The 26473-nt window shown below is 65.4% G+C and carries 24 protein-coding genes; 9 read left to right on the top strand and 15 right to left on the bottom strand.

What is annotated here, in order from left to right; genetic code table 11:
* The first annotated feature begins 75 nt into the window (after nucleotides 1-75).
* Nucleotides 76-1416 carry a type I glutamate--ammonia ligase gene (gene glnA, locus QM590_RS03515; RefSeq protein WP_032379097.1) on the top strand — a complete coding sequence of 447 codons (1341 nt, stop codon included), beginning with the start codon at nucleotides 76-78 and terminating at the stop codon, nucleotides 1414-1416.
* 129 nt (nucleotides 1417-1545) lie between these two features.
* On the top strand, nucleotides 1546-4593 hold the full coding sequence (locus QM590_RS03510) for a bifunctional [glutamine synthetase] adenylyltransferase/[glutamine synthetase]-adenylyl-L-tyrosine phosphorylase (RefSeq protein WP_269593870.1): 3048 nt from the start codon (nucleotides 1546-1548) through the stop codon (nucleotides 4591-4593).
* Nucleotides 4594-4606: 13 nt separating this feature from the next.
* On the opposite strand, the gene QM590_RS03505 is transcribed toward QM590_RS03510, so the two are convergent.
* The 5 genes from QM590_RS03505 to glnA (QM590_RS03485) all read right to left on the bottom strand — a co-directional run bounded on the left by QM590_RS03505 (nucleotide 4607) and on the right by glnA (QM590_RS03485) (nucleotide 9835).
* On the bottom strand, nucleotides 4607-5590 hold the full coding sequence (locus QM590_RS03505) for a glycine betaine ABC transporter substrate-binding protein (protein ID WP_094688453.1): 984 nt from the start codon (nucleotides 5588-5590) through the stop codon (nucleotides 4607-4609).
* Nucleotides 5590-6375 carry an ABC transporter permease gene (locus QM590_RS03500; RefSeq protein ID WP_149406146.1) on the bottom strand — a complete coding sequence of 262 codons (786 nt, stop codon included), beginning with the start codon at nucleotides 6373-6375 and terminating at the stop codon, nucleotides 5590-5592. Before QM590_RS03500 ends, QM590_RS03505 begins: the two co-directional genes overlap by 1 nt.
* Nucleotides 6372-7568: an ABC transporter ATP-binding protein gene (locus tag QM590_RS03495; protein WP_149406145.1), complete on the bottom strand. Its 1197-nt coding sequence runs from the start codon at nucleotides 7566-7568 to the stop codon at nucleotides 6372-6374. The genes QM590_RS03500 and QM590_RS03495 overlap by 4 nt, the downstream gene beginning before the upstream one ends.
* The gene (locus QM590_RS03490) at nucleotides 7561-8211 is read right to left on the bottom strand and encodes an ABC transporter permease (RefSeq protein ID WP_037192916.1); all 651 of its coding nucleotides are present in this window, start codon (nucleotides 8209-8211) and stop codon (nucleotides 7561-7563) included. The genes QM590_RS03495 and QM590_RS03490 overlap by 8 nt, the downstream gene beginning before the upstream one ends.
* A 187-nt stretch (nucleotides 8212-8398) precedes the next feature.
* Nucleotides 8399-9835: a type I glutamate--ammonia ligase gene (gene glnA, locus QM590_RS03485; RefSeq protein ID WP_032368128.1), complete on the bottom strand. Its 1437-nt coding sequence runs from the start codon at nucleotides 9833-9835 to the stop codon at nucleotides 8399-8401.
* A gap of 167 nt (nucleotides 9836-10002) precedes the next feature.
* Here glnA (QM590_RS03485) and QM590_RS03480 point away from each other — a divergent pair, with 167 nt between their 5' ends.
* Nucleotides 10003-10467, top strand: coding sequence for an RDD family protein (locus QM590_RS03480; protein ID WP_149406144.1), 465 nt, complete (start codon nucleotides 10003-10005; stop codon nucleotides 10465-10467).
* 40 nt (nucleotides 10468-10507) lie between these two features.
* Here the strand turns inward: QM590_RS03480 and QM590_RS03475 are convergent, their stop codons facing one another.
* From QM590_RS03475 to sucB, 5 genes are all read right to left on the bottom strand, one after another.
* Entirely contained in the window at nucleotides 10508-11263 is a 756-nt protein-coding gene (locus QM590_RS03475) for a DUF4191 domain-containing protein (RefSeq protein ID WP_269593871.1), read from the bottom strand.
* Between the two features lie 61 nt (nucleotides 11264-11324).
* Nucleotides 11325-12338: a lipoyl synthase gene (lipA, locus tag QM590_RS03470; protein ID WP_269593872.1), complete on the bottom strand. Its 1014-nt coding sequence runs from the start codon at nucleotides 12336-12338 to the stop codon at nucleotides 11325-11327.
* Nucleotides 12339-12348: 10 nt separating this feature from the next.
* Complete coding sequence (gene lipB, locus QM590_RS03465; RefSeq protein WP_269593873.1) at nucleotides 12349-13128, bottom strand: lipoyl(octanoyl) transferase LipB; 780 nt, start codon at nucleotides 13126-13128, stop codon at nucleotides 12349-12351.
* 21 nt (nucleotides 13129-13149) lie between these two features.
* The gene (locus QM590_RS03460) at nucleotides 13150-14040 is read right to left on the bottom strand and encodes a TIGR01777 family oxidoreductase (protein ID WP_269593874.1); all 891 of its coding nucleotides are present in this window, start codon (nucleotides 14038-14040) and stop codon (nucleotides 13150-13152) included.
* A gap of 149 nt (nucleotides 14041-14189) precedes the next feature.
* Nucleotides 14190-15977, bottom strand: coding sequence for a 2-oxoglutarate dehydrogenase, E2 component, dihydrolipoamide succinyltransferase (gene sucB / locus QM590_RS03455; protein ID WP_269593875.1), 1788 nt, complete (start codon nucleotides 15975-15977; stop codon nucleotides 14190-14192).
* A 377-nt stretch (nucleotides 15978-16354) separates the two neighbouring features.
* Between sucB and QM590_RS03450 the strand changes: the two genes are divergently transcribed.
* A complete protein-coding gene (locus QM590_RS03450) occupies nucleotides 16355-16696 on the top strand; it encodes an oxidoreductase (protein ID WP_094688555.1) in 342 nt (113 codons plus the stop codon).
* Nucleotides 16697-16744: 48 nt separating this feature from the next.
* Here QM590_RS03450 and QM590_RS03445 read toward each other — a convergent pair whose 3' ends face one another.
* Complete coding sequence (locus QM590_RS03445) at nucleotides 16745-18268, bottom strand: leucyl aminopeptidase (RefSeq protein ID WP_269593876.1); 1524 nt, start codon at nucleotides 18266-18268, stop codon at nucleotides 16745-16747.
* Nucleotides 18269-18385: 117 nt separating this feature from the next.
* Here QM590_RS03445 and gcvT point away from each other — a divergent pair, with 117 nt between their 5' ends.
* Together gcvT and QM590_RS03435 are read left to right on the top strand one after the other, a co-directional pair.
* Nucleotides 18386-19486 (top strand): glycine cleavage system aminomethyltransferase GcvT, encoded by a 1101-nt coding sequence (gene gcvT / locus QM590_RS03440; protein ID WP_269593877.1) that lies wholly within the window; start codon nucleotides 18386-18388, stop codon nucleotides 19484-19486.
* 41 nt (nucleotides 19487-19527) lie between these two features.
* Nucleotides 19528-20631, top strand: coding sequence for a branched-chain amino acid aminotransferase (locus QM590_RS03435; RefSeq protein ID WP_269593878.1), 1104 nt, complete (start codon nucleotides 19528-19530; stop codon nucleotides 20629-20631).
* Here the strand turns inward: QM590_RS03435 and QM590_RS03430 are convergent.
* Genes QM590_RS03430 through QM590_RS03415 form a run of 4 tightly spaced genes read right to left on the bottom strand, consistent with a single transcriptional unit; the run spans nucleotide 20628 to nucleotide 23741 of the window.
* Nucleotides 20628-21389 carry an adenosylcobinamide-GDP ribazoletransferase gene (locus QM590_RS03430; protein WP_269593879.1) on the bottom strand — a complete coding sequence of 254 codons (762 nt, stop codon included), beginning with the start codon at nucleotides 21387-21389 and terminating at the stop codon, nucleotides 20628-20630. The genes QM590_RS03435 and QM590_RS03430 overlap by 4 nt on opposite strands.
* A 2-nt stretch (nucleotides 21390-21391) precedes the next feature.
* Complete coding sequence (gene cobT / locus QM590_RS03425) at nucleotides 21392-22510, bottom strand: nicotinate-nucleotide--dimethylbenzimidazole phosphoribosyltransferase (protein WP_094688457.1); 1119 nt, start codon at nucleotides 22508-22510, stop codon at nucleotides 21392-21394.
* Nucleotides 22507-23076: a bifunctional adenosylcobinamide kinase/adenosylcobinamide-phosphate guanylyltransferase gene (gene cobU / locus QM590_RS03420; protein ID WP_094688458.1), complete on the bottom strand. Its 570-nt coding sequence runs from the start codon at nucleotides 23074-23076 to the stop codon at nucleotides 22507-22509. The genes cobT and cobU overlap by 4 nt, the downstream gene beginning before the upstream one ends.
* A 5-nt stretch (nucleotides 23077-23081) precedes the next feature.
* The gene (locus tag QM590_RS03415; protein WP_068052118.1) at nucleotides 23082-23741 is read right to left on the bottom strand and encodes a DUF3043 domain-containing protein; all 660 of its coding nucleotides are present in this window, start codon (nucleotides 23739-23741) and stop codon (nucleotides 23082-23084) included.
* A gap of 100 nt (nucleotides 23742-23841) precedes the next feature.
* Here QM590_RS03415 and QM590_RS03410 point away from each other — a divergent pair, with 100 nt between their 5' ends.
* From QM590_RS03410 to QM590_RS03400, 3 genes are all read left to right on the top strand, one after another.
* Nucleotides 23842-24915, top strand: coding sequence for a glycerate kinase family protein (locus tag QM590_RS03410; RefSeq protein ID WP_269593880.1), 1074 nt, complete (start codon nucleotides 23842-23844; stop codon nucleotides 24913-24915).
* Nucleotides 24916-24979: 64 nt separating this feature from the next.
* Nucleotides 24980-25345, top strand: coding sequence for a HesB/IscA family protein (locus QM590_RS03405; protein ID WP_068052114.1), 366 nt, complete (start codon nucleotides 24980-24982; stop codon nucleotides 25343-25345).
* Nucleotides 25346-25449: 104 nt separating this feature from the next.
* On the top strand, nucleotides 25450-26424 hold the full coding sequence (locus QM590_RS03400; RefSeq protein WP_094688459.1) for a carbohydrate kinase family protein: 975 nt from the start codon (nucleotides 25450-25452) through the stop codon (nucleotides 26422-26424).
* Nucleotides 26425-26473 lie beyond the last annotated feature (49 nt).

The following is a 26473-nucleotide window of genomic DNA, read 5'->3' as shown; positions in this document are numbered from 1 at the left end:
GCTGAGAGTTTCACGAAGTGAGACCGAATTCACGATGTAACACAGATTTAACTCCGTTTGCTTACTCTCGCGTTCATGGATCGTCAAAAGGAATTCGTGCTCCGGACCCTCGAAGAGCGCGACATTCGTTTCGTCCGCCTCTGGTTCACCGACGTCCTCGGGTACCTCAAGTCGGTGGCCATCGCCCCCGCCGAGCTCGAAGGGGCTTTCGACGAGGGAATCGGTTTCGACGGTAGCGCCATCGAAGGATTCGCCCGCGTGTCCGAGGCCGACACCGTGGCCAAGCCCGATCCGTCGACGTTCCAGATTCTGCCGTGGTCCACCAGCAAGGGCCACCAGCACTCGGCGCGAATGTTCTGCGACATCGCCATGCCCGACGGCTCGCCGTCCTGGGCCGACTCGCGCCACGTGCTGCGTCGCCAGTTGAGCAAGGCCGCGGACCTCGGGTTCAGCTGCTACGTGCACCCAGAGATCGAATTCTTCCTGCTCAAGGACGCCCCGCAGGACGGCTCACCGCCGACCCCGGCCGACAACGGCGGATACTTCGACCAGGCCGTCCACGACTCGGCCCCGAACTTCCGCAGGCACGCCATCGACGCGCTCGAGTCGATGGGAATCTCCGTCGAGTTCAGCCACCACGAGGCCGCACCCGGCCAGCAGGAGATCGACCTCCGCTACGCCGACGCACTGTCGATGGCCGACAACATCATGACCTTCCGCTACGTGGTCAAGGAAGTCGCCATCGAGGAGGGTGTGCGCGCGACGTTCATGCCCAAGCCGTTCAGCGACCAGGCCGGCTCGGCGATGCACACGCACATGAGCCTGTTCGAGGGCGACGCCAACGCCTTCCACAACCCGGACGACCCGATGCAGCTCTCGGAGACCGGCAAGTCGTTCATCGCCGGCATCCTCGAACACGCCAACGAGATCAGCGCCGTGACCAACCAGTGGGTCAACTCCTACAAGCGACTCGTGCGCGGCGGCGAAGCACCGACCGCTGCATCCTGGGGACCGGCGAACCGCTCGGCACTGATCCGCGTGCCGATGTACACCCCGAACAAGGCATCCTCGCGTCGCGTCGAGATCCGTAGCCCGGACTCGGCCTGCAACCCGTACCTGGCATTCGCGGTGCTGCTCGCGGCCGGTCTTCGCGGAATCGAGAAGGGCTACACCCTGCCGCCCGAGGCCGAGGAAGACGTGTGGGCGTTGACCTCCGCCGAGCGTCGCGCCATGGGTTACAAGGAACTACCTGGCAACCTCGATCAGGCCTTGAACGCGATGGAAGGCTCCGAACTGGTCGCCGAAGCACTGGGCGAGCACGTCTTCGACTTCTTCCTCCGCAACAAGCGTCGCGAGTGGGAGGAATACCGCAGTCACGTCACGCCGTACGAGCTGAAGGCCTACCTGGGTCTTTAACAGCACGGCGTCGTCATGGGCTACGTTCTACTCGATCCTTCAATGGTAGTTCCGATGCCGACGCGAGCACCCTCGCGCCGCTGTGTACTGACGACGAGGTAATTCTGTGGCACCCCGAGGTGGATTCTGATGGTGCGTCCTCCGACCTCCAGATCCGTCGTTCCCGGACCGGGCCGTCTCGGCCTCGTCGAAGAAACTGCGCCGTCCGACCTGCGCACCCTCGGCTGGACGGGGGAGGAAAGCCTCGAGCTGCTGTGGTCGCTCTCCCGTGCGCCCAACGCAGACCTCGCACTGCGGACGCTGGTGCGGATGTACGAACTGCTCGGTGCCGGGTGGGCCGAGTTCGACTCGGCACTGCGCACCGACAAGGGCTTCCGCGGGCGCATCCTCGGTCTCGTCGGCGCTTCCAGTGCGCTCGCCGATCACCTGGTTGCCGACGACAGCACCTGGCGTCTGCTGCTGACCAAGGAAGGTCAGAGCAGCGGAGTCTCGGCCAAGATCGAGCTCCCCACCAAAGCCACCCTGGTCGCTGAACTGCTCGAAGCCGTCGGGGCCGAACCCGAGACCGGCCCCAACGCCGCACCGGACCTGTACCGCGCATCCGTCACAGGACCGCCCGCGGTGATCGCGCTGCGCAAGAAGTACCGCGACCAGATCATGGTGCTGGCGGCATACGACCTCGCCGCGACCGTCGAGAACGAACCCGTCCTGCCGTACACGGTGGTCGGGTCGCAGCTGTCCGACATGGCCGACGCTGCGCTCACCGCCGCACTGGCGGTGGCCGTGGCCACCGTGTGCCCGGACGCTCCGTGTCCGACGCGTCTGGCCGTCGTGGCAATGGGCAAATGCGGTGCGCGCGAACTCAATTACGTATCCGACGTCGATGTCGTGTTCGTCGCGGAGCCCGCCGACTCGCAGGCGAGCCGCATCGCCGGTGAGATGATGCGCATCGGATCCTCGGCGTTCTTCGAGGTGGACGCGGCGCTGCGGCCCGAGGGCAAGCGCGGCGAGTTGGTCCGCACCCTGGATTCGCATGTCGCCTACTACAAGCGTTGGGCCAAGACCTGGGAGTTCCAGGCGCTGCTCAAAGCCCGCCCGATGACCGGCGACATCGCGCTCGGCAACGATTACGTCGACGCGGTCAACCCGATGGTGTGGTTGGCCAGCCAGCGCGAGGACTTCGTGCCCGAGGTGCGCGCCATGCGGCGTCGCGTCGAGGAGATGGTGCCGCCTGAGCTCCGCGAGCGCGAGATCAAACTCGGACGCGGCAGCCTGCGGGACGTCGAATTCGCCGTCCAGCTTCTGCAATTGGTGCACGGTCGAACCGACGAGTCGCTGCGCGTTCTCGGCACGACCGATGCACTGACCGCACTCACCGAGGGCGGCTACGTGGGCCGCGACGATGCCGCGAACCTGACGGCCTCCTACGAGTTTCTCCGGCTGATCGAGCACCGCCTGCAGATGCAGCGAATGCGTCGCACACACACCCTGCCTCCTCAGGACGACGAGGAAGCCCTGCGCTGGCTGGCCCGTTCGGCGCACATGCGACCCGACGGCAACCGCGACGCGCTCGGCGTGCTGAACGCCGAGATCAAGCGCAATGCGCAGCGCATCCGCCGGTTGCACGCCAAGCTCTTCTACCGGCCGTTGCTCGACTCGGTGGTCAAGTTCGACTCCGAGACGGTGCGTCTGACGCCCGACGCCGCAACGCGTCAGCTCGCTGCGCTCGGCTACGCGACCCCGCAGAATGCGTTGGGCCACCTGCGTGCGCTCGTCGGCTCGGGCACCCGCCGCGGTCAGATTCAGGCGGTGTTGCTTCCGACGCTGCTCGAATGGCTCGCCGACACCCCTGACCCCGACGCCGGACTGCTCAACTACCGCAGGCTGTCCGAATCGGCGGGGGAGCAGACGTGGTTCCTGCGCGTGCTGCGCGACGAAGGCGCAGTGGCACAGCGCCTGATGATCGTGCTCGGCTCCTCGGCCTACGTCCCGGATCTGTTGATCAAAGCTCCCGAGGTCATCCGTCTGTTCGCCGACGGACCCACAGGTCCGCGCCTGCTCGATGTCGAGCCGGAAGAGACGTACCGCGCCATCCTGTCGTCCTCGGCTCGGTACGAGGACCCGGTTCGAGCCATCAACGCCGCCAGGGCGCTTCGGCGTCACGAGCTGGCCCGCGTGGCCTCGGCGGACATCCTCGGCATGCTGGACGTCCCTCAGGTGTGCCGGGCCTTGTCCTCGGTCTGGGCCGCGGTCATAAACGCCGCCCTCGCCGCAGCCGTACGCGCCAGCGAGAAGGAACGCGGGGAACCGGCACCGGCAACGCTGGCCGTCATCGGCATGGGTCGCCTCGGCGGCGGTGAGCTCGGCTACGGCAGCGACGCCGACGTGCTGTTCGTCTGTGATCCGGTCGACGGAGTCGACGAGACCGTTGCGGTCAAGTGGGCCAACACCATTGCCGATCGCATCCGCAAACTGCTCGGTGCGCCCAGCACCGACCCGCCCCTCGAAGTCGATACCGGTCTGCGACCGGAAGGGCGAAGCGGACCGGTGGTGCGCACCCTGTCGTCGTACGCCGCGTACTACTCGCAGTGGGCTCAGGCCTGGGAAGTGCAGGCTCTACTGCGCGCACACCAGGTGGCCGGCGACCAGGATCTCGGAATCCGATTCCTGCTGATGGCCGACAAGGTGCGCTACCCCGAGGGCGGCGTGTCCGCCGATGCGGTCCGCGAAATCCGACGCATCAAGGCGCGCATCGACTCCGAGCGTCTACCCAAGGGGGCCGACCCCTCCACCCACACCAAGCTCGGACGTGGGGGACTGGCAGACATCGAGTGGACCGTCCAGCTCATCCAACTCAGGTACGCGCACAAGGTCCTGACGCTGCACAACACCTCGACTCTGCAGTCACTCGACGCCATCGGCGCAGCCGAGCTCATGAGCGAAACCGACGTCGAATTGCTCAGGGAAGCATGGATTCTCGCAACCAAGGCCCGCAACGCGCTGGTCCTGGTTCGCGGTAAGCCCACCGATCAGCTGCCGCGACCGGGAGCTGTGCTCTCCGCAGTCGCGCAGGTCGCGGGTTGGGAGAACGGCGACGCCGGAGCGTTCCTCGACAACTACCTACGAGTGACGCGTCGAGCAAAGGCAGTGGTGGAGAGGACGTTCGGCGGGAACTAGTCCCCGTCTGCCTCTAATCACTTCCGACGGTGACGAATCCCTGCTGAACCATCCAGTCCCGTGCGACGTCCGCAGGCTCGCGTCCGTCGATGTCGACCTGCTTGTTCAGCTCGGAAATGGCCTCGTTGGTCAACGCGGCCGAGATCGGTGCGGTCACCTCGGCGATCTCGGGGTACTGATCGGCGACCTCCTGGCGGATGATGACGGTCGCGTTGTAGCGCGGGAAGAACGACTTGTCGTCTTCGACGACCGTCAGATTCAGGCCCTTGATACGTCCGTCGGTGGTGAACACCTCACCGAACCGGCACTGCGCGCCCTCGGCCGTGGCCTGATAGATGACGCCGGTCTGCAGAATCTGCACCGGCAACGTGCTGGCGTCGAATCCGTACGTGGCGGCGAGCCCGGGCAACCCGTCCTGACGACTGTTGAACTCGGTCTCCACACACAGTGCTGCCGCGGCGGGGTCGCTGTTCACCAGCGCCGCGTAGTCGGACAGGGTGCGAACCCCGGTCTCCTGTGCCACCTGCTGATTCATCGCCAGCGCGTACGTGTTGTCCATCGGGGCCGGATTGACCCAGTCGATGCCGTTGGCCTTGTCGGCGTCGCGCACGGCCTCGAACTGCTCGGTGGCGTCGGGAATGGGGGTTTCGTTGCCCAGGAAGTTGATCCATCCGGTACCGGTGTACTCGTACGCGACGTCCACCTGACCGCTCTGCATGGCCAGCCGCACACTTTGCGATCCGGCGATGTTGGTCAGATCCCGTACGTCGGCTCCGGCCGCGCTCAACGCGAATTCGAGGATGTAGCCGAGGATGATCTGCTCGGTGAAGTCCTTGGATCCCACGGTGAACTGGGCACCTTCGAGGCCGGGGAGCGGGGTGATGCTTCCCGGCTCGACCGACAACGGCATGGCACCGCCGGATTGCAATCCGCATCCCGAGAGCGCCAGGGTTGCCGCGGCGCACAGGGCCGCAAGTCGTCGAGTGGTGCGCCGCATCAGCGGAGTCCTTTCGGTCCGAGGAATGCCTCGGCGAGTGCGCCCAGCCAGTCGACCAGCAGTGCGAGAGCAACAGCAAGAACTGCTCCCACCACCAGAATGATCGGCTGGTTGAGCTTGTAGCCGGTATCGATCAACACGCCCAAACCGCCCGCTCCGACCAGGAAACTCAGGGTCGCAGTGCCCACGGCCAACACGAGCGAGGTCCGCAGACCGGCGAGAATGAACGGAACCGCGAGGGGAAACTCGATGCGCCGCAGGATGCCCATGTTCGACATGCCTTGCCCGCGTGCGGCATCGATGTAGTTCGGGTCCACCGTCTGGAAGCCCAGCATGGTGTTCCGCAGCACCGGGAGCAGCGAGTAGAACGCGATGGGCAGAACGCCGGCAGTGAATCCGGTCCATCCGGTGGCCAGGAACAACAGAACGAGCAGTCCGACGGCCGGCGCTGCCTGACCGATGTTGGCGATACCGATGAACAGCGGGGCCAGCTTCCGATACCCGGGCCGCGTCAGCAGAATTCCGAGCGGCACTGCGATGGCGAGTACGAGTGCGGTCACGACGAACGTGATCGCCACGTGCTCGCGGACGGCGGTGGTGATGCTGCCGGCGTTGAGGGTGCCCGACTGGGTGGCGGTGAGGTCCCGGCTGAATGTGTAGACCAAGAGCACCGCCACTATGACGAGGATGACCACGGGCTGGATGAGTAGCCGGAGTCGCTCGGCCCGCTTGGCGGCGCGCGCGGTGTCCTTCGTGGTTTCGCCGGTGTCGGCGAGTGTGGTCACGACGGCGTCCCGACGTCGCTGCGCGCCTCGTCGTGATCGTTGGCGTGCTGAGAGCGTAGAGATTTGATGGTGTCGATCAACACGTCGATCGTCACGGTGCCGACGTACTCGCCGCGGTTGCCGGTCACGGTGGCCGTCGCGTTGCCCTCGGAGAGAAGAGCTTCCAGTGCGTCCTGCAGGGTGGACTGCGTCGAGACCATCTCGCCCATCGGCACACCGACGTCGCGCAGGCTGCCGACCCCCACGAGGTGGCGACGATCGGTCCAGCGAAGCGGCCGCTTGCGCGCATCGAGGATAATTCCCCACGCCTCCGGATCGGAGCCGAGAGCGGTGTTCATCTTCTCCACCGAATCGTCCTCGCCGAAGACGGGAACGTCGGACAGTTCGATGTCGCGTACGCGCATCAGGGTCAGCTGCTTCAACGCGGCCCCGGCCCCGACGAATCCGGCGACGGTGTCGTCGGCGGGGTTGGCGAGAACGGCCTCGGGGGTGTCGTACTGGAGGATCGTCGATTGGTTTCCGAGCACCGCGATTCGATCGCCGAGCTTGACGGCCTCGTCGAAATCGTGGGTCACGAACACGATGGTCTTGCCCAGTTCCGCCTGCAGCCGCATCAACTCGTCCTGCAACAGTCCTCGGGTGATCGGATCGACCGCGCCGAAGGGTTCGTCCATCAACAGCACCGGGGGATCGGCGGCGAGAGCGCGGGCGACGCCGACACGCTGCTGCTGGCCACCGGAGAGCTGACGCGGATAGCGCTGGCGGTACACCGCCGGATCGAGCCCGACGAGATCGAGCATCTCGTCGGTGCGATCGTCGATGCGTTTCTTGTTCCATCCGATGAGCCCGGGCACCATGCCGACGTTCTGCGCGATCGTCATGTGCGGGAACAGACCCGCCTGCTGGATGGAATAGCCGATGGTGCGACGCAACTCGTTGGGGTCGATCGAGAGCGCGTCCTTGCCACCGATGGTGATGCGGCCCGACGTCGGTTCGATGAGCCGGTTGATCATGCGCATCGTCGTCGTCTTGCCGCAGCCCGATGGCCCGACCAGAACGACGACCTCGCCGGCGGGAATCGTCATGGACACGTTGTCCACCGCGGCCAGCTTCTGCCCCGGGTAGCTCTTGGTCACGTTCTCGAGCACGATTTCCGCGCCGGAGACGTTGGATGTACGGGTCGAGTCACTCACGGATACCCCTCGAGGTGGTCAGTTTGCCGATCAACACGTAGATCCCGTCCAGGATCAACGCCAGCAGGACGATCAGGACAGTGCCGGTGAGGGCCTGCGGTAGGGCTGTGGGACTGCCTACGCGAGCGAGCCCGGAGAACAACAGGTTGCCCAGGCCAGGGCCTTTCGCGTACGCAGCGATGGCCAGGATGCCCATGGCCATCTGTGTGCTGATCCGCATCCCGGTGAGGATCGACGGCCAGGCGAGAGGGATTTCGATGCGTCGCAGCACCAGCGTGCGACTCATGCCGATACCGCGGGCGGCGTCGGCGACAGCCGGATCGACTGCAGCGAGACCCACCACGGTGTTGCGGATGATCGGCAGTAGCGAATACAGAACCAACGCGGTCACCGTCGGCCGAACGCCCAATCCCATGATGGGGATGAGAACTCCCAGCAGCGCGAACGAGGGGATCGTCAGAATCGTGCTCGCGAGAGCCGTCGCGATCGCCGACCCAGCGGGGCTGCGGTAGACCAGAACACCGATCGCGACACCGATGACGGTGGCGATGACGACGCACTGAACGACGGCCGAGACGTGCAGATAGGAGTCGATCGCCAACTGCCTTCGCCGTCCGACGATGAATTCCCACAGTGCATCCATGCAGTTGTCGTCCTCTGTTCGCCGGTAGCGGATAAATACCTTTACCCCGCGTACCGACAATCAAACGCCGACCGGTCTGAATTCTTCGTCGATTGCCCTAAGCGTTGCCGATCGGTTACTGCCCGGGAACGCAACAACGCCCGGCCGAAAGGATTCGGCCGGGCGTTGTCAGCGTGAAATCAGACGATCACACGTCGTAGTACAGCGAGAACTCGTACGGGTGCGGACGCAGGTTCACCGGAGCGATTTCCTGCTCGCGCTTGAGCGAGATCCAGGTCTCGATCAGGTCGGTGGTGAACACGCCACCCTCGGTGAGGTAGTCGTGATCGGCCTCGAGCCGGTCGATCACGGCATTCAGCGAGGTAGGTGCCTGCGGAATGTTCTTGGCTTCCTCGGGCGGCAACTCGTAGAGATCCTTGTCGACCGGAGCCATCGGCTCGATCTTGTTCTTGATTCCGTCCAGACCCGCCATCATCTGAGCGGCGAAGTTCAGGTACGGGTTACCCGAGGAGTCCGGCGCACGGAACTCGAGGCGCTTGGCCTTCGGGTTGTTGCCGGTGATCGGGATACGCACCGCAGCGGAGCGGTTGCGCTGGCTGTAGACCAGGTTGATGGGGGCCTCGTAGCCCGGCACCAGACGGTGGTACGAGTTGATCGTCGGGTTGGTGAACGCCAGCAGCGACGGCGCGTGATGCAGGATGCCGCCGATGTAGTGGCGAGCGAGATCCGACAGTCCGGCGTATCCGGCCTCGTCGTGGAAGAGAGGCTTGCCGTCCTTCCACAGGGACTGGTGCACGTGCATGCCCGAGCCGTTGTCGCCGAACAGCGGCTTCGGCATGAACGTCGCGGACTTGCCGTTCTGCCATGCGGTGTTCTTGACGATGTACTTGAACAGCTGCAGGTCGTCCGCTGCGCGAAGCAGCGTGTTGAACTTGTAGTTGATCTCCTGCTGACCGCCGGTGCCGACCTCGTGGTGCGCACGCTCGAGCTCGAAGCCCGCGTTCTGCAGGTTGGTCGAGATCTGGTCGCGCAGGTCGACGTAGTGGTCGTACGGCGCGACGGGGAAGTAGCCACCCTTGAAACGCACCTTGTAACCGAGGTTCGGGCTGCCGTCGGCCTCGGTCTCGGCTCCGGTGTTCCACCAACCCGAGGACGAATCGACCTCGTAGAACGCGCCGTTCGCCTGCGAATCGAAGCGCACGGAATCGAAGATGTAGAACTCGGCCTCGGCACCGAAGTAAGCGGTGTCGGCGATGCCGGTGCTCGCCAAGTACTCCTCGGCCTTGCGTGCGACGTTGCGCGGGTCGCGGCTGTAGGCCTCACGCGTGAACGGGTCGTGAACGAAGAAGTCGATGTTCAGCGTCTTCGCATTGCGGAAGGGATCGACCTGAGCGGTGGCGTAGTCCGGAAGCAGAATCATGTCGGACTCGTGAATGGACTGGAAGCCGCGGACGGACGAGCCGTCGAACGCGAGGCCGTCTTCCAGTGTGTCTGCCGTGAACGCCTTGGCGGCGATCGAGAAGTGCTGCTGTGCACCCGGCAAATCCGTGAACCGGATGTCGACGTATTCGATTCCTTCATCTGCGATGAACTTGATGACCTCTTGGGCCGTGGAAAACGCCACGCTTTTGCTCCTTTGTTGAGTCCGTCGACCTGACGGTATGGACTTGGTGTTGCCCGCCCGTCAAGCTCGTGTTTCGCCCGTGTTACACGTCCTGGCTCACGACTGGCACGGACAACAGTACGTCCAGGTGTTTTCCCGTGTGCCCGACCGCGCCTATCCTTGAAATCATGGCACGAATGACAGGGTCCTGGTTGTCCGGACCGGCCTCGGCGAACCCACGTGAACCCCAGAACTTTCGCGGGGAGGAGTTGGGTCTGCCGCAGCAGGGCGTCGGATCGCTGGCAGGTACCGGACGTAGAGTCCTCGCGTTGCTGCTGGATTGGACGATGGCCACCGGCGTGGCGTCGCTGATTCTCGGCGGATACACCACCAGTGGCCTGATCTCGACGATCGTGCTGGCCGTGTGGTTCGGAGTGGGACTGGTGAGCGTCTCACTGTTCTCGTTCACCCCGGGGCAGTTCGTCGTCGGTGTTCAGGTGGCACGCATCGACGCCCATGCGCGGGTCGGGTTCGTCCGCGCCCTGGTTCGCCAATTGATTCTACTGTTCGTCGTACCGGCCGTCGTGACCGACATGGACGGCCGAGGAATGCACGACCGCGCAACGGGAACAGCCCTGCTGCGGACCCGCTGAGGGGTCGTCGCACCAGGGCTGTTTCGAGTGGTCGTGAGTACTAGCGGCGCTTCATGGTCCGCTGAACGCCCTTCATCTTGGCTCCGCCGGGAATGGGTCCCTTCGGCATCGCCGGGCCTCCCTTGGTGCCGAGAGCGGAAAGCCGCGACTCGATGGTGTCCATGCGCTTGCCGTCGATGTTCTTCGGCAACTTCGACAGGTACTTCTGCAGACCCGAGAGCGGAATCTGGTTCTCCTCGTTGCCGACGATGATGTCGTAGATCGGAGTATCGCCCACCAAGCGCGCGGTCTTCTTCTTCTCCTGAGCCAACAACGACTTCACGCGGTGCGGTGCACCCTCGGCCACGAGGATGACACCGGGCTTGCCGATGACACGATGCACGGCGTCGAGATGGGTGGTTCCGGCGATCGCGTTGGTCACCCGCCACGACCCCTGCAGATTGCCCAGGGCCCACGCGGCCGCTCCGGCCTGCCCGTCGGCCTTCTTGTACACCGACTTCTGCACGCGGCGACCGAAGATGATGAACGCAACCAGGACTCCGAGGAGCAGTCCGATGGGGAGCAGGAACCACTGGAAACCGAAGGCCAGGCCGATCAGGAACCCGAGGAGCCCCAGCCCGACCACCGACCCGATCATCAGCGGCAGGAGAATCTTGTCGTCCTTGCGCTGCATCTGAAACGCCTGCCAGAGCTGCTTGCGCCGTTCCCTCGATGCCTGCTTGCGCGCCGCCTTGGCAGCCGCTTTTGCTTCCTTGCTGGGCTTTGCTGCTTTGCCAGCCTTACTGCCGTTCGCCATACCTCACAGGATACGTCCTGTGCCGACGCTCACTCGCACCGCTCCGGATTGGGAACGACGATCAGCGGGCGGCCAGACGAGCCATCAACGAGCTGGCCTCCTGAGAGGCCTCGCCACCATCGGTCAGGTGACTCATGCTCTCGGGCAATTCACGGCCGTGATGCGCCATGGCCTGTGCGTAGAGGCGTCCGGCGCGGTACGAGGAGCGGACCAACGGACCGGCCAGCACACCGGCGAACCCGATCTCGGTGGCGTAATCGGAGTGCTCGACGAACTCTTCCGGCTTGACCCAACGCTCGACCGGGTGGTGGCGCAGCGACGGGCGCAGGTACTGGGTGATGGTCAGGATGTCGCAACCGGCCTCGTGCAGATCACGAATGGCTTCCTGCGCCTCTTCCGGGGTCTCACCCATGCCGAGGATCAGATTCGACTTGGTGACCAGACCGTCGTCGCGGGCCGCGGTGATGACGTCCATCGACCGCTGATACCGGAAGGCGGGGCGGATGCGCTTGAAGATGCGCGGCACCGTCTCGACGTTGTGCGCCAACACCTCGGGGCGGGAAGAGAACACCTCGGCCAGCTGATCCGGCTTGGCGTTGAAATCCGGGATCAACAGCTCGACGCCGGTGTTGGGGTTCAGCTTCTTGATGTACCGCACCGTCTCGGCGTACAGCCACGCGCCGCCGTCCTCGAGATCGTCCCGAGCAACGCCGGTGATCGTGGAGTAGCGCAGACCCATGGCCTGCACGCTCTCCGCCACCCGGCGCGGCTCGTCTCGATCGAGGTCCTCCGGCTTGCCGGTGTCGATCTGACAGAAATCGCAACGGCGGGTGCATTGCTCACCGCCGATGAGGAAGGTCGCTTCGCGATCCTCCCAGCATTCGTAGATATTGGGGCAGCCGGCTTCCTCGCACACCGTGTGCAGACCTTCACGCTTCACAAGACCCTTGAGCTCGGTGTATTCCGGGCCCATCTTCGCTTTGGTCTTGATCCAGTTGGGTTTGCGTTCGATGGGGGTCTCCGCGTTTCGGATCTCGAGGCGGAGCAGCTTGCGTCCTTCTGGGGCCACAGTCACAGAGTCGATGCTACGCGCCGAAGCGGACCGTGGTGAACTGCGGGTTGATCGACGCACTCGTGACGGCCGGATGTTCGATCTCGTGATCCTGCACGGGCATCGACCCGTCCAGCGCGGCCAGAACGGCCTCGGTGACAGCAGCGGTTACCTCGCCGACGGTGACGTCTCGGCCCAGCTCCAGCGACAGCGACGTCACACCCGCATCGGCGATGCCACACGGGACGATCGCATCGAAGCCGGTCATGGCGGCGTTGCAGTTCAGTGAGAATCCGTGCAGCGTCACCCCACGCTGAACGCGTACTCCGATGGCGGCGATCTTGCGTTCGGGAAGCCACGCGCCGTCGCGCATCTCGGCTGCCAACCACACTCCCGATCGGCCGTCGACGCGTCCGCAGGCGATGCCGTACCCGGACACGACCGAGATCAGAGCTTCTTCGATCCGGCGCACGTACTCGACGACGTCGATCGGCTGTTCGAGCTTCACGATGGGGTAACCCACCAGTTGGCCCGGACCGTGCCAGGTGATCTTGCCGCCACGATCGACCTCGACGACGGGAGTGCCGTCCCGCGGCATGTCTTCCTCGGCAGTGCGCCGCCCTGCCGTGTAGACGGACGGATGCTCGAGCAGCAGCAGCGTATCGGATCCGACGCCATCCGCCCGGGCACCGGCCAGCTCGCGCTGCAGTGCCCAGGCCTCGGTGTACTCGACGGTGCCCAACTCACGCACCACCATCGGTTCGGAGCTCGCGCGCGCCGACACTACGGCCGACGAAGAGTTCGCATCACTCATGAATCGGAACGGTACGCCGCGTCACGAGCCGACGGCCACCCGCAGTGCCTCTCCCACGGTGTTGTGCTCGAAGGTGTAGCCCGCGTCCTCGAGAGCCTTCGGAATTGCCCGTGGACCGGTGAGAATGGCCTCCTCGGCGAATTCTCCGATCACTGCCTTCAGTGCGAAGCCGGGGACGACCCAGGGGGCCGGACGGTGCACCGCGCGCGACATCGCACTGTTGAACTGCGCGTTGGTCACCGGAGTGGGACCGACCATGTTGACCGGCCCACGCAGGGAATCGTTCTCGATGCCGTGAACGATGGCGCCGATCTCGTCCTCGAGAGAAATCCACGGGAAGTACTGGCGGCCACTGCCGAGCCGCCCGCCGAGGGCGAACAGATACAGCGGACGAAGCTTGCCCAACATGCCGCCGCGCTGCGACAGCACGACACCGCTGCGCAGCATGATCGTGCGAACACCCGCTTCCGACGCCGCAGACGTGGCGTTCTCCCAATCACGACAGACCTCGGCCAGGAACCCCTCACCGACGGGAGCCGTCTCGTCGACCACCCGATCGCCCGTGTCGCCGTAGAAGTTGACGCCGCTCGCGTTGATCAGAGTGGGCACACCCGCGTCGGCGGCAGCCCCGGCGAGTACTTCGGTGGGAGCGATGCGGCTGTCCCGTACCAACTGCTTGTACGCACCGGACCACCTCTTGTCACCGATTCCGACACCACAGAGGTTGACGATCGCGTCGGCTCCGGCGAGCGCGGCCTCATCGACGCTTCCGCGCGATGGATCCCACTGTGACTCGTCGGGTCCGGCCGGTGATCTCCGAACCAGGCGGGTGACGTCGTGGCTACGGCCCCGCAGCGCTGCGACCAGGGCCGTGCCGATCAAACCTGATGAACCTGCAATGACTACGCGCATGTGAACGAAAGCCTCCTTGACGCAAACGGGGCATCATTCGCGAACGAATGATGCCCCGGATGCACGGTTCGTGCCCCTCTTTTCGAGACTCCGATGCGAATGTTTCGCGCTCTCACCAGAATACGTGAGAGTAGCGATTCGCCGGTTGCCTACAGGCCGAGATCGGCCTCGAACGACGCCACTTCGAGACGCTGCTTGATCGTCGTGAGGAAGCGTCCCGCATCGGCTCCGTCCACCAGGCGGTGGTCGTAGGTGAGCGGCAGGTAGCACATCGAGCGAACACCGATCGACTCGTTGCCCGAGTCGTCCTTGACGACGACCGGACGCTTGACGATTGCGCCGGTGCCCAGCATGGCGGCCTGCGGCGGAACCAGGATCGGGGTGTCGAACAATGCACCCTGGCTGCCGATGTTGGTGATCGTGAACGTGCCACCGGACAGCTCGTCGGGCTTGAGCCCGCCCGAGCGTGCACGGGTGGCGATGTCGTTGATCGCCCGAGCCAGCCCCGCGAGCGACAGGTCGCCCGCATTGTGGATGACGGGGGAGAGCAGACCCTGCTCGGTGTCCACGGCGATACCGAGGTGGACATCGGCGTGGTACGTGATCTCCTTGGCTTCCTCGTTGATGCTCGCGTTGACGTTGGGGTGCGCCTTCAGAGCTTCGACGACGGCCTTCGCGAAGAACGGCAGGTACGTCAGATTGACGCCCTCGTTCTCGGCGAACTTCGCCTTCGCCTTCGTCCGCAGACCGGCGATCTTGGTGACATCCACCTCGAAGGTCTGGGTGAGCTGCGCAGAGGTCTGCAGCGACTCACGCGTCTTCTTCGCGGTGATCTGACGGATCCGGTTGATCTTCTGCGTGGTGCCACGAAGATGCGCGAGCTCGGGACGAACACCGGCGGTGGCCGGCGCAGCAGGCTTGGCGGCCGCGGCGGGCGCAGCCTCGGCGGCCGGAGCAGCCGGAGCCTTCTTGGCCTCGGCAGCAGCGAGCACATCCTGCTTGCGGATGCGTCCACCGACACCGGTGCCCTTGACCGTCGAGAGGTCGACATCGTTGTCCGACGCCAGCTTCCGAACCAACGGCGTGACGTACGGGCTGGAATCACCCGACGGTGCCGACTCCTTGGCGGGAGCAGCCTTGGGGGCCTCCTGCTTGGGCTCGGCCTTGGGTTCGGGCTTCGGTTCGGCCTTCGGGGCTTCTTTCTTGGGAGCCTCCGTCTTGGGCTCTTCCTTCTTCGGCTCTTCGGCCTTGGGGGCCTCGGGCTCCGGGGTGGCCTCGGGCTCGGGGGCCTTCTCGGCCGGCGATCCCGATCCGATGACGGCGAGCTGGCCACCGACGGCGACCGTGTCGTCTTCCTCGGCGGAGATCTCGAGCAGAGTTCCGGCGACCGGAGACGGGATCTCGGTGTCGACCTTGTCGGTGGAGACCTCGAGCAATGGTTCGTCGACAGCAACCTCGTCGCCGACGGCCTTGAGCCAACGGGTCACGGTGCCCTCGGTGACGGACTCGCCCAACTCGGGCATCGTCACCGGGGTGCCTGATCCGGACGAGTCGGACGATGCACTCGCTGCGGGTGCCTCCTCCTCGGCCTGTGGCTCGGGCTCGGCTGCGGGAGTGGGCTCCTCGGCAGCTTCCTCGGGTGCCGACTCCTCGGCGGGGGCAGCTTCCTCGGCCGGCGCGTCGGACGAGGGAGCCTCGCCTGCGTCACCGATCTGGGCGAGCTCGCCACCGATCTCGACGGTGTCGTCTTCCTGAGCGACGATCTTGGTCAGAACACCGGCTGCAGGCGACGGGATCTCGGTATCGACCTTGTCCGTGGAGACTTCGAGCAATGGCTCGTCGACTTCGACGGTGTCGCCTTCTTGTTTGAGCCACCTCGTGACAGTTCCCTCGGTGACGCTCTCACCAAGAGCTGGCATCTGGACGGAGAAGGCCATGTCTGTTGACTCCTCGACAGTTGTGTGCGGGTGATGTGGTTCGACGACTCGTGGTCGCAGACCATTGTGCTGGCGGAACAGGGTTCATGGACGAGAGTTGCGTGATTCGGTTCGACGGAGGCACCGGTGCACAAGACACCGATCGAGCGTGTTCGGCTCGACACAGCGCCCACGTAGACACTCCCTCTCGGCAATTCACTTACTCACTTCACGAGCCTTGGTTCACTATCAAGAGAGCTGAACCCTCTAATGTCATCCTTCCATTGTTATCGCCTCGCCGTTCCCCTAGGGCGTTCAACACGCCTGGCAAACTGGCGGGTAACAACATTCCGGCACCCGAACCGGTGATCCATCGGCCGTACGAAAAGGATGTTCTCGTGGGATTGTTCGATCGACTCAAACGAAGCGGCGGGTCCGCGAAACGTGGCCCCGAGGGGTCGGTTGCCCAGTACCTGGCCGATTGGACGGCCGCTCGAATCGGTGTCGAGGCCTACGTCGAGCCGAAGACGACGGTGACCCCGCTGACGGTGGTGCTCGTCGCGAACGACGGCGAGTGGACCCGTCGGCCGCTGGATGAAAAATATGCACGAAAGATCGGACGCGACCTGAAGATGCCGGTCTACGACGTGCGCAAGACCGGCTATCCCCAACGCATGCGCGATCACGACGCTCGCCAGAAGATCATCAAGAAGCGCGAACAGCAGCAGCGCGATCTCTGACCGAAATCCGTGCGTGCAGATTCGGATCCGCACGCACGGACTGTGCCATCAGCCGTTCTCGACGATGTCCTCGAGGACCGCGAACATCGTCCGTACGGGAACGCCGGTGCCGCCCTTGCCGGTGTAACCGAAGGGCCCGCCGGTGTTGTACGCCGGTCCTGCGACATCGATGTGAGCCCATTCGACGCCCTCGGGGACGAATTCCTTCAAGAACAGCGCAGCGGCCAGCATTCCACCGGCCCGGCCGTTGGTGACGTTCGCCAGATCGGCCACCTTGGAATCGAGTTCACGTCGGATCTCCTTCGGCAACGGCATCGGCCACGCGTTCTCGCCGATGGCCTGAGAGATCTCGGCGACGCGGTCGCGGAAGTCGTCGGTGCCCATGACCCCTGGCGTTCGATTGCCGAGCGCGACCACCTGGGCCCCGGTCAGTGTCGCGGTGTCGATGAGGTAATCCGGATCGTCCTCGCAGGCACGCACGATCGCGTCGGCCAACACCAAGCGGCCTTCGGCGTCGGTGTTGATGACCTCCACGGTGATGCCGCCGTACTGGGTCAGGACATCGCCCGGACGCTGCGCTGTGCCCGACGGCATGTTTTCGGCCATCGGCACCGTCGCGACGACGTCGAGCGGTAGATCGACCTTCGCGGCCAGGATCACCGTCGCGATGACCGCAGCCGCACCGCCCATGTCCGAGGTCATGTTCTCCATGCCCGCAGCGGGTTTGATGGAGATGCCGCCGGTGTCGAACGTGATGCCCTTGCCCACCAGGGCGACCTTCTTCGCGCCCCGCTTGCCGCCCGAGTGCGTCAGGCGAACCAGTCGCGGCAGGCGTGAAGAACCCTTGCCGACGCCGTGAATGCCGCCGTAGCCGTCCTTCTCCAGTGTCTTGTCGTCGAGGATCTCGACCTTCAGACCTGCAGCCGTACCCAGCGCCTTCGCCTGCGCCGCGAACTCCTCCGGGTAGAGGTGACTCGGCGGGGTGTTGACGAAATCACGTGCTACAGCGACGGATTCGGCAATGGCGATCGAGCGTGCCAGCTCGTTCTTCGCTTCCTTCGAGCGCGTGTCGGGCACGAGCAACTCGACGCGGGCGAGGGGAAGACCGTCCGCCTTCGGTGCCGAGAGCGAGGACTTGAACTCGGTGAACTGATACGCGCCGAGAAAGAAACCTTCCGCGGCCGCACCGAGATCGAGTGCCGACAACGTGGTCGCCACCGTATCGACGCCTTTCAGTGCACGGGCCGCGGTTCCGGCGGACTGCCGGATGCGCTCGCTGTCGATGTCGGCCGCGCTACCGAGGCCGACCGCCAGGACGCTGTCCACGGACAGGCCGGCCGGTGCCGGAATGCGCACCAGTTCATCGGCCTTGCCGGTGGCACCGACGGACTCGAAGGAATCGAGCAGCGCAGCAGCGACGGCGTCGTCGGAGATGTCGTCGGTGATGGCGAGCTCGAGGCCGTCGTCGCTGGTACTCAGCGCGACGACGAGAACGTCGACTTTCTTACCGAGCTTGCCCGCGAGGACCAGGTCGGGTCCGAGAGTGCGGGAAGGCGTCGAGGGTGAAGGCACGTGGCTGCTCCTGTAGGGGTTGACGTGTACGTACCTCGATCCTAATGACGACTCGTCGAGGGACGCAGTCGGTCTGCCGGGCCCGCGACGGCCGCGATGTGAGCTAGCGTGACCGCCATGACCGACACCGAGCTGATCGAGGGACCACTTCACGCCGTGCACACCGAATTGGGTGCGACATTCGCACCTTTCGGCGGCTGGACCATGCCGGTGTCGTACGCCGGGGTCGTCGTCGAACACACGGCAGTGCGAGAGGCCGTGGGTCTGTTCGATGTGGGCCATCTCGGCAAGGCATCGGTGACCGGACCCGGAGCCGCTGCGTTCGTGAACTCCGTTCTCACCAACGATCTGAACCGAATAGAACCGGGCAAGGCGCAGTACACGCTGTGCTGCACCGAATCCGGCGGCGTCGTCGACGACCTGATCGCGTACTACGTCTCGGACGAGGATGTCTTCCTGGTGCCGAACGCGGCGAACACGGCGGCCGTCGTCGCGGCGATGGCCGAGCAGGCACCCGACGGGATTTCGGTGGTGAACCAGCACCGTGAGTTCGGAGTCCTGGCCGTGCAGGGGCCGAAATCGACCGAGGTTCTTCAGGAACTGGGCCTGCCGACCGACATGGACTACATGGCGTTCGAGGACGCCACCTGGAATTCGGTTGCGGTGCGAGTCTGCCGAACCGGATACACCGGCGAGCACGGCTACGAACTGGTTCCACCCGCGGGCGACGTCGAACCCCTCTTCCGGGCGCTGATGGCAGCAGTGCGGTCTCGTGGGGGACAGGTGTGCGGGCTCGGAGCACGCGACACACTGCGCACCGAGATGGGGTACCCGTTGCACGGACACGAACTGGCACTGGACATCTCGCCCCTCGAGGCGCGCTGCGGCTGGGCGATCGGGTGGAAGAAGGACGCATTCTGGGGCAAGGAAGCCTTGTCCACGGAGAAGGAGAGCGGACCGGCACGTGTGCTGCGTGGACTGAGGGCTCTCGATCGCGGTGTCCTGCGCCCGGGCCTAGCCGTCAAAGCATCGGGACAGCAGATCGGAACGACGACGTCCGGCACGTTCTCGCCGTCGCTGAAGATCGGAATCGCCCTCGCCCTGCTCGACGCGGAGGCCGCTCCTGCGGTGGGCACCGAGGTCGAGGTCGACGTTCGTGGGCGAGCGTTGCGCTGCGAAGTGGTCGCGCCGCCCTTCGTCGCAGCGAAGACCAGGTGACCGCGCGAGAGCTCGGTGGCCGTGACGATAGGATCTCGGGCATGACAGGTGTCTCCGAATTCACGTACGTGCAGCATCCCTCGCCCGCTACGCCCGCCGTGCGCGACGCGGTGCTCGCTGCACCCGGTTTCGGAAAACATTTCACCGATCACATGGTGTACATCGACTACACCCGTGACGGCGGATGGCACGATGCCACGATCGCGCCGTACGGTCCGATCGAGCTCGACCCCGCCGCGATGGTCCTGCACTACGGCCAGGCAATCTTCGAGGGACTCAAGATCTACCGTCAGCCGAACGGCGACCTCTCGACCTTCCGGGTGCACTCCAACGCCGAGCGCTTCCGCTCCTCGGCTCGCCGTCTGGCGATGCCGGAGTTGCCCGACGAGCTGTTCATCGGATCGATGGAGAAGCTGCTCGAACTCGACCACGACTGGGTCCCCGCGGCAGGCGGCGAGGACGCGCTCTACGTCCGGCCGTACATGTTCTCCACCGAAGCCGGACTCGGTGTCCGCCCGGCCGATTCGTACCGCTACATGTTGATCGCCTCTCCCGCAGGTGCGTACTTCCCCAGAGGCGTCAAGCCGGTGAGCGTCTGGCTGTCGACCGAATACGTCCGGGCGGCACCGGGCGGCACCGGAGACGCGAAGTTCGCGGGCAACTACGCCGCATCTCTGCTGGCGCAGGCACAGGCCAGCGACGAAGGATGCGATCAGGTGGTCTGGCTCGATGCCATCGAGCGCCGGTACGTCGAGGAGATGGGCGGGATGAACCTGTTCTTCGTCTTCGGCTCGGGCTCCGACGCACGACTGGTGACGCCGTCGCTGTCCGGGTCACTGCTCCCCGGCATCACTCGCGACTCGCTGCTGGCCCTGGCGACCGACGCAGGCATCCCCGTCGAAGAGCGTCGGATCTCCACCGAGGAGTGGCGCAAGGGGGCCGACTCCGGCGAGATCACCGAGGTGTTCGCTTGCGGTACAGCAGCCGTCATCACACCGGTGGGTAGCGTCAAGTCCACCGAGGGGGCGTTCGAGATCGCAGGCGGCGAGCCCGGCGAGATCACGCTCGCACTGCGCGACACGCTCACCGGTATTCAGCGCGGAACGTTCGCCGATACGCACGGCTGGATGACCACGCTCCGCTAGCTTCCCAGAAGCAGGCCGACCGCGGCCAGCGCGGTGGTGGTCTCGATTCCGGCTCCGAGCACGTCGCCGGAGAGCCCGCCGAAGCGTCGGACGCAGTGGCGAGTGAGGATTACCGCGACGGCGAGTACGAAAACGACCACCAGCGCTCCCTGCCACGGTCGGTCGGGACGGATGTACGTGGACATGGCCGTTGCCACGCCTGTCCACAACGCCACGGCTGCGATCGACTGAGTGCCTGCCACCAGCGCGCCGAAGCCGCTCGGTGCCGCCGCCTCGATCCCTCGGCGACACGCGACGACCACCGACACCCGTCCGATCACCGAGACACACACGATGGCCCACCACATGTGCAACTGCGCGAGCTGGCCCAGGCTTGCGGCCTGTATCCCCAGCACCAGAGCAAGTGATGCCACGCCGAACGGGCCTGCACTGCCGGACTTCATGACTTCTCGCGCGCGCTCGGGAGGTCCGTAGCAGCCCAGTCCGTCCGCGGTGTCGGCCAAGCCGTCCAGATGCATACCCCGAGTGAGCAATGCCGAGGCCGCGACGGCGAGCAGTCCGCCGAGGAGAGGCGTCAAGCCCGCAGTGATCGACACCCACAGAACGATCGCGCTGATGCTGCCGAGGGCGATACCGACGACTGGAGCGAGCGCTATCGCGCGCCCGGCGGAGTCCCTGTCGACCTCGTCGGGGCCGCGCACGGGAAGCACCGTCAGCCAGGAGAACGCGAGCACCAGTGAATCGGCTGGGCTGCGCACAGTCAGTGGTCTTCGGCGGTGCTGCGGTCTTCGGCAGTGCTGCGGGCTTCGCTGTCGCCGGTACTGACACCGGAGTCGGCGAAGGTTGCCATCGAATTGAGGGTGCCGACACCCGCACGAACCAGAGGCAACGCCGCCAGCGCTCCCGAACCTTCGCCCAGTCGCATCCCGAGCTCCACGATCGGTTCGAGACGCAAGTGCCGCAACGCAAGTGAATGGGCAGGCTCGGCCGAGCGATGCCCGGCAACCCACCAGTTGCGTGCTCCGGCCGCCGCGTCCTCGGCCACCAATGCGGCCGCGGTCACCACCAGGCCGTCCAGAATCACCGGGGTTCGCCGATGCGCTGCCTGTGCCAGAAAGCCGGCGAGGGCCGCGATGTCGGCACCGCCCGCGACTCGCAGCAGATCGGTGGGGTTCTTCGCGACCGGCCGGGCTCGACGCATCGCGTCCCGGATCGCTGCAGTCTTTCTGATCCACCCCGCGTCGTCGATTCCGGTGCCGCGGCCGACGGCGGCAACCGGCTCGGTGTCGGTCAGGGTGGCGATCAATACCGTTGCCGGAGTGGTGTTTCCGATACCCATATCGCCTGCGATGAGAAGATCCGCGCCGCCGTCGACCTCTTCGTCGGCGATGGCGGCTCCGGCAGCGATCGCGGCCTGAACCTCGTCCTCGGTGAGTGCATCCTCGCGGTCGATCGATCCACTGGACCGTCGAATCTTGAACGCGGACACCGAAGAATCCGTATCGGCGTCGACCGCGATGTCGACAACCCGAACCGCGGCACCGGCTATGGCCGCGAGTACGTTGACCGCTGCGCCGCCGGCGCGGATGTTCGCGACCATCTGAGCCGTCACCTCGGGAGGGTAGGCAGAGACCCCGTGTGCGGCCACGCCGTGATCGCCGGCGAAGACGACGACACGCACTCGTTCGAGAGACCGCGGCGGGCAGGCGTCCTGGCAGGCGGCGATCCACTCACCGAGCGCCTCGAGGCGACCGAGGCTTCCGGCAGGCTTGGTCAATTCCTGTTGCCGGTCGGCGGCGGCCGATCGAGCCGAGTCCGACGGAGCTGTCACCGGACGAAACGGCGACGACGCCGAAGCCTCTTCCGAAAGAATTGTCACACTGTGCCTTTCGCGGTGATGAAGTCCGCCGGAGGGTCCTTGAGGGTCAGCGCGAGTCCTGCGACGACCAGCAGAACCCTGTCACATACTGCCGCGAGCCGAGAATTGAGCAATCCCAGCTCGTCTCGGAAGAGGCGACCGGAACGGGATTCGGGCACCACGGACAAGCCGACTTCGGGGCTGACGAGCAGAAGGCGGGACGGGCAGTCCGCGACTGCCCGAACCAGATCGTCGACAGCCGGTGCGATCGTGCCGCGGGGGAGCTCCCAGGCCTGTGCATCGTCGAGCATTCCCGTCAGCCACGTTCCCAGATCGTCGACGACGGTGGTGCCGTCCCAGGGCTGCGAGACGACACCGGACAGTGACGTGACGGTTTCGACGGTGGACCAGTGTCTCGGTCTCGACGCACGGTGACGCTCGATACGAAGCTGCCAGTCCTCGTCGGTGGCGTCCCGCCGACCGGTCGCGAGGTAGCGAACCGGCTCGAGAACGGCAAGCGATTCCGCGTGCCCGGACTTGCCGGATCTGGCTCCACCGAGCACGAGGGTTCGTCTCGGTTCGCCCACCGACGTCAGACGGCCTCGCCGGCGCTGACTCGCGGCTTGGGTGCGCGCATCTTGCGGATCTGGGACGCACGGACGAAGGCGTACCACCCGATCCTGAAACCGCCGTCGGTGGTCTCGGGGAACCGCACCCGGATCTTGTTGTTGATCATCTTGCCGAGGTAGATGCCCTCGCCGACCATGAAGAGCATCATCACGAACATGCCGAGGGTGACGTACTGCTGTACCTGAGGCTGCAGGAACAGCGCAAAGATCAGGATCAACGCCAGCGGCATGAACAGGCCGACGAGGTTGCGTCGTGCATCGACGATGTCGCGTACGTATGCACGCACCGGACCCTTGTCGCGGGGGAGCAGATACTTGTCTTCGCCCGCCAGCATCCGTGCGCGTCGTTCGGCTGCGGCGGCGCGTCGCTCGTTGGAGGCGGCCTTGCGGTCTTCCTTGCTGCCCTTGTTCGCCTTGCGGCGCTCGCGTGCCTCTTTGCTCGTCAGAGGAGCAGGAGCAACCGGTCCGCGACGCCGAGCTTCGGCATCACGGCGCTTGGGGGTCGGTCGGCCCTTGCCGAGAGACACCGAAGGGGTTGCGTCGCTCCCGGCCGTCGTCGACTCGGATTCGTTCGAGTCGTTTCCGTCCGAATTGTCAGAGTTTCCACGGCGTAGCAGCTTCACGCACTCAGAGTATGGGATGGCCCGTTGCCGACGAACACCGGCCAGGTCAGCGGCGAAACAGCGGATGCCGTTCCGGCGCTGCAGCCCTAGACTTCCGACGATGCGAGTGATGATTGCGCCGGATTCGTTCGGAGACACCTTGACTGCCGCGGCCGCGGCCGACGCCATCGCCAGGGGATGGGCCTCGGTTCGTGAGACCGACGAACTCGAACTCGCGCCCCAATCCGACGGCGGCCCAGGGTTCGTCGAGGTCCTGGCCTCGCGCATCGGCACCGTGCAGACCGCAGACGTGGACGGGCCCCTCGGCAACCCGGTCCGAGCCCACTGGCTGCTCGACGGTACGGCGGCGTACATCGAATCGGCTCAGGCCTGCGGACTGCATCTTCTCGACGGCCCGCCCACTCCACTGTCAGCACTGAAGGCGAGCAGCTACGGCGTCGGTCAGCTGCTCGACGCCGCTCTCGACGCCGGGGCGCGAACGGTGTTCGTCGGGCTCGGCGGAAGCAGCTGCAGCGACGGCGGGCGCGCGATGATTCGTGCGCTGGGCGGACTCGGATCGGCGGTCGCGCGATTGTCGGGCATCGACCTCGTCGCCGCGTCGGACGTGGAGAACCCGCTGCTGGGCGACGCCGGTGCGGCCCGCGTGTTCGGTCCACAGAAAGGTGCCGACGCAGACACCGTCGCTCGGCTGGAGGAGTCGAACACCGATTGGGCTGCAGTGCTCTCTGCCGCCGGCTACGACGTGGCAGACCGACCGGGAGCCGGAGCCGCAGGAGGTCTGGGGGCGGCACTGTTCGCACTCGGCGGCAGGCAGCTACCCGGTGCCGTCGTGATGGCCGAACGAACCGGCCAGCAGGAACTGCTCGACTCCGTCGACCTGGTGCTGACCGGTGAGGGCAAATTCGACTCGCAATCGCTGCGCGGCAAGCTGGTGACCAGAATCGCTGCCGCGGGCGGCGCGACGGGCATCGACACGATCGTGCTCGCGGGGCAGGTCACGTTGTCGAAGGACGAACTGGAGTCGGCGGGCATCTCGGCTGCGCACTCGATCAGTGAGTTCGCGGGTTCGGTCGAGCTGGCGATGTCGGATGCGGCGAATCAGCTCGAACAGTTGGCCGCGCGCGTCGCGGCCGACGTGGTCGACACCGGTGTGCAAGGGAGGCGGCGAGCGTGAGGAATAGAGCTACCGGGAGTACGGTTGAGTCATTCACGGGTTGTACGACTGATAGGGAGAACCCATGACCGTTTCGAATGAGACCGCAACGACCGAAACCACGGCACACAAGGTCACCATGACGGAGACCGCGTCGACCAAGGCCAAGGCGCTGCTGGATCAAGAAGGCCGTGACGACCTCGCGCTGCGCATCGCCGTGCAGCCGGGTGGTTGCGCAGGACTGCGCTACCAGCTCTTCTTCGACGACCGAAGCCTCGACGGCGACCTCGCGGTCGACTTCAACGGCGTCACCCTCGCAGTGGACCGGATGAGCGCTCCCTACGTGGAGGGTGCATCCATCGACTTCGTGGACACGATCGAGAAGCAGGGTTTCACGATCGACAACCCGAACGCCACGGGATCGTGCGCGTGCGGCGACTCGTTCAACTGAGCTGACTCGTACTCGACTGTGACCGGTACACGCATGCGTGTACCGGTCACAGTCGTGTCTGCCCGTCGACTCCACAGCATCTACGAACCGAAAGGCCTTCCTTCGTGACACTCGCGGTATCCGGCTCGATAGCGACCGACCATCTGATGCGATTCTCCGGACGGTTCGCCGAGCAGATCGTCGCCGATCAGCTCTCGAACATCTCGTTGAGCTTTCTGGTGGACGATCTGGTCATTCGCAAGGGAGGCGTCGGCGGAAACATCGCGTACGCACTCGGAGTTCTCGGCGGCGCGCCGCTGCTCGTCGGGGCCGTGGGACCGGACTTCGCCGAGTACCGGACCTGGCTCGAAGAGCACGGTGTCGACTGCAGTGGTGTGAGCGTGTCCGCTACCGCACACACTGCTCGCTTCGTCTGCACCACGGACGAGGACATGGCGCAGATCGCGTCGTTCTACCCCGGAGCGATGAGCGAGGCCCGGGACATCTCCATCGAGGCACTCGCAGCGCAGCACGCGATGGACCTGGTTCTGATCGGTGCCAACGACCCCGACGCGATGACGGCGCACACGGCGCAGTGCCGCGCTGCAGGCATCCCGTTCGCGGCCGACCCGTCGCAGCAGCTCGCTCGGCTCGACGCCGCGCAGGCAACCGACTTGATCGACGGTGCCGCGTACCTGTTCACCAACGAGTACGAATGGGCGCTCCTCAAGCAGAAGACCGGCATGTCCGACGCTGACATCGCCGACAAGGTGGATCTGCGCGTCACCACCCTGGGCAAGCGTGGCGTGGACATCGTCGAAAAGGGTGGTGTGCACACCCATGTCGGTGTCGTGCCAGAGACGAGCAAGGTGGATCCGACCGGTGTCGGCGACGGCTTCCGAGCAGGTTTCCTCACCGCCCACATGGCCGGAGCCAGCATCGAACGTGCAGCGCAACTGGGTTCGCTCGTGGCCGTGCTGGTGCTCGAGACCACCGGCACTCAGGAGTGGGATCTCAACCGCGACGACGCGATCAAGCGTCTGACCTCTGCCTATGGTGAAGAAGCGGGCGAGGAAATCGGGGCATTGCTCCCCGCCTGATCGAGGTTGTTCGTTCGCCCACCGGATCAATGTGGCTTTGTTGCACTCC

Source organism: Rhodococcus sp. IEGM 1372, from assembly GCF_030056835.1.
In the GTDB taxonomy this organism is placed as follows: domain Bacteria; phylum Actinomycetota; class Actinomycetes; order Mycobacteriales; family Mycobacteriaceae; genus Rhodococcoides.
The sequence above is the reverse complement of the archived record's forward strand: the minus strand, read 5'-3'. Positions and strand labels throughout refer to the sequence as shown.

What these genes read in the sequence shown, in the direction of transcription:
- sucB (WP_269593875.1), bottom strand. Translation starts at nt 15,977, where the DNA reads ATGGCCTTCTCCGTCCAGATGCCAGCTCTTGGTGAGAGCGTCACCGAG.
- QM590_RS03505 (WP_094688453.1), bottom strand. Translation starts at nt 5,590, where the DNA reads ATGCGGCGCACCACTCGACGACTTGCGGCCCTGTGCGCCGCGGCAACC.
- QM590_RS03410 (WP_269593880.1), top strand. Translation starts at nt 23,842, where the DNA reads ATGCGAGTGATGATTGCGCCGGATTCGTTCGGAGACACCTTGACTGCC.
- gcvT (WP_269593877.1), top strand. Translation starts at nt 18,386, where the DNA reads ATGACCGACACCGAGCTGATCGAGGGACCACTTCACGCCGTGCACACC.
- QM590_RS03460 (WP_269593874.1), bottom strand. Translation starts at nt 14,040, where the DNA reads ATGCGCGTAGTCATTGCAGGTTCATCAGGTTTGATCGGCACGGCCCTG.
- QM590_RS03480 (WP_149406144.1), top strand. Translation starts at nt 10,003, where the DNA reads ATGGCACGAATGACAGGGTCCTGGTTGTCCGGACCGGCCTCGGCGAAC.
- lipB (WP_269593873.1), bottom strand. Translation starts at nt 13,128, where the DNA reads ATGAGTGATGCGAACTCTTCGTCGGCCGTAGTGTCGGCGCGCGCGAGC.
- QM590_RS03475 (WP_269593871.1), bottom strand. Translation starts at nt 11,263, where the DNA reads ATGGCGAACGGCAGTAAGGCTGGCAAAGCAGCAAAGCCCAGCAAGGAA.
- QM590_RS03510 (WP_269593870.1), top strand. Translation starts at nt 1,546, where the DNA reads ATGGTGCGTCCTCCGACCTCCAGATCCGTCGTTCCCGGACCGGGCCGT.
- QM590_RS03435 (WP_269593878.1), top strand. Translation starts at nt 19,528, where the DNA reads ATGACAGGTGTCTCCGAATTCACGTACGTGCAGCATCCCTCGCCCGCT.
- QM590_RS03490 (WP_037192916.1), bottom strand. Translation starts at nt 8,211, where the DNA reads ATGGATGCACTGTGGGAATTCATCGTCGGACGGCGAAGGCAGTTGGCG.
- glnA (WP_032379097.1), top strand. Translation starts at nt 76, where the DNA reads ATGGATCGTCAAAAGGAATTCGTGCTCCGGACCCTCGAAGAGCGCGAC.
- QM590_RS03405 (WP_068052114.1), top strand. Translation starts at nt 24,980, where the DNA reads ATGACCGTTTCGAATGAGACCGCAACGACCGAAACCACGGCACACAAG.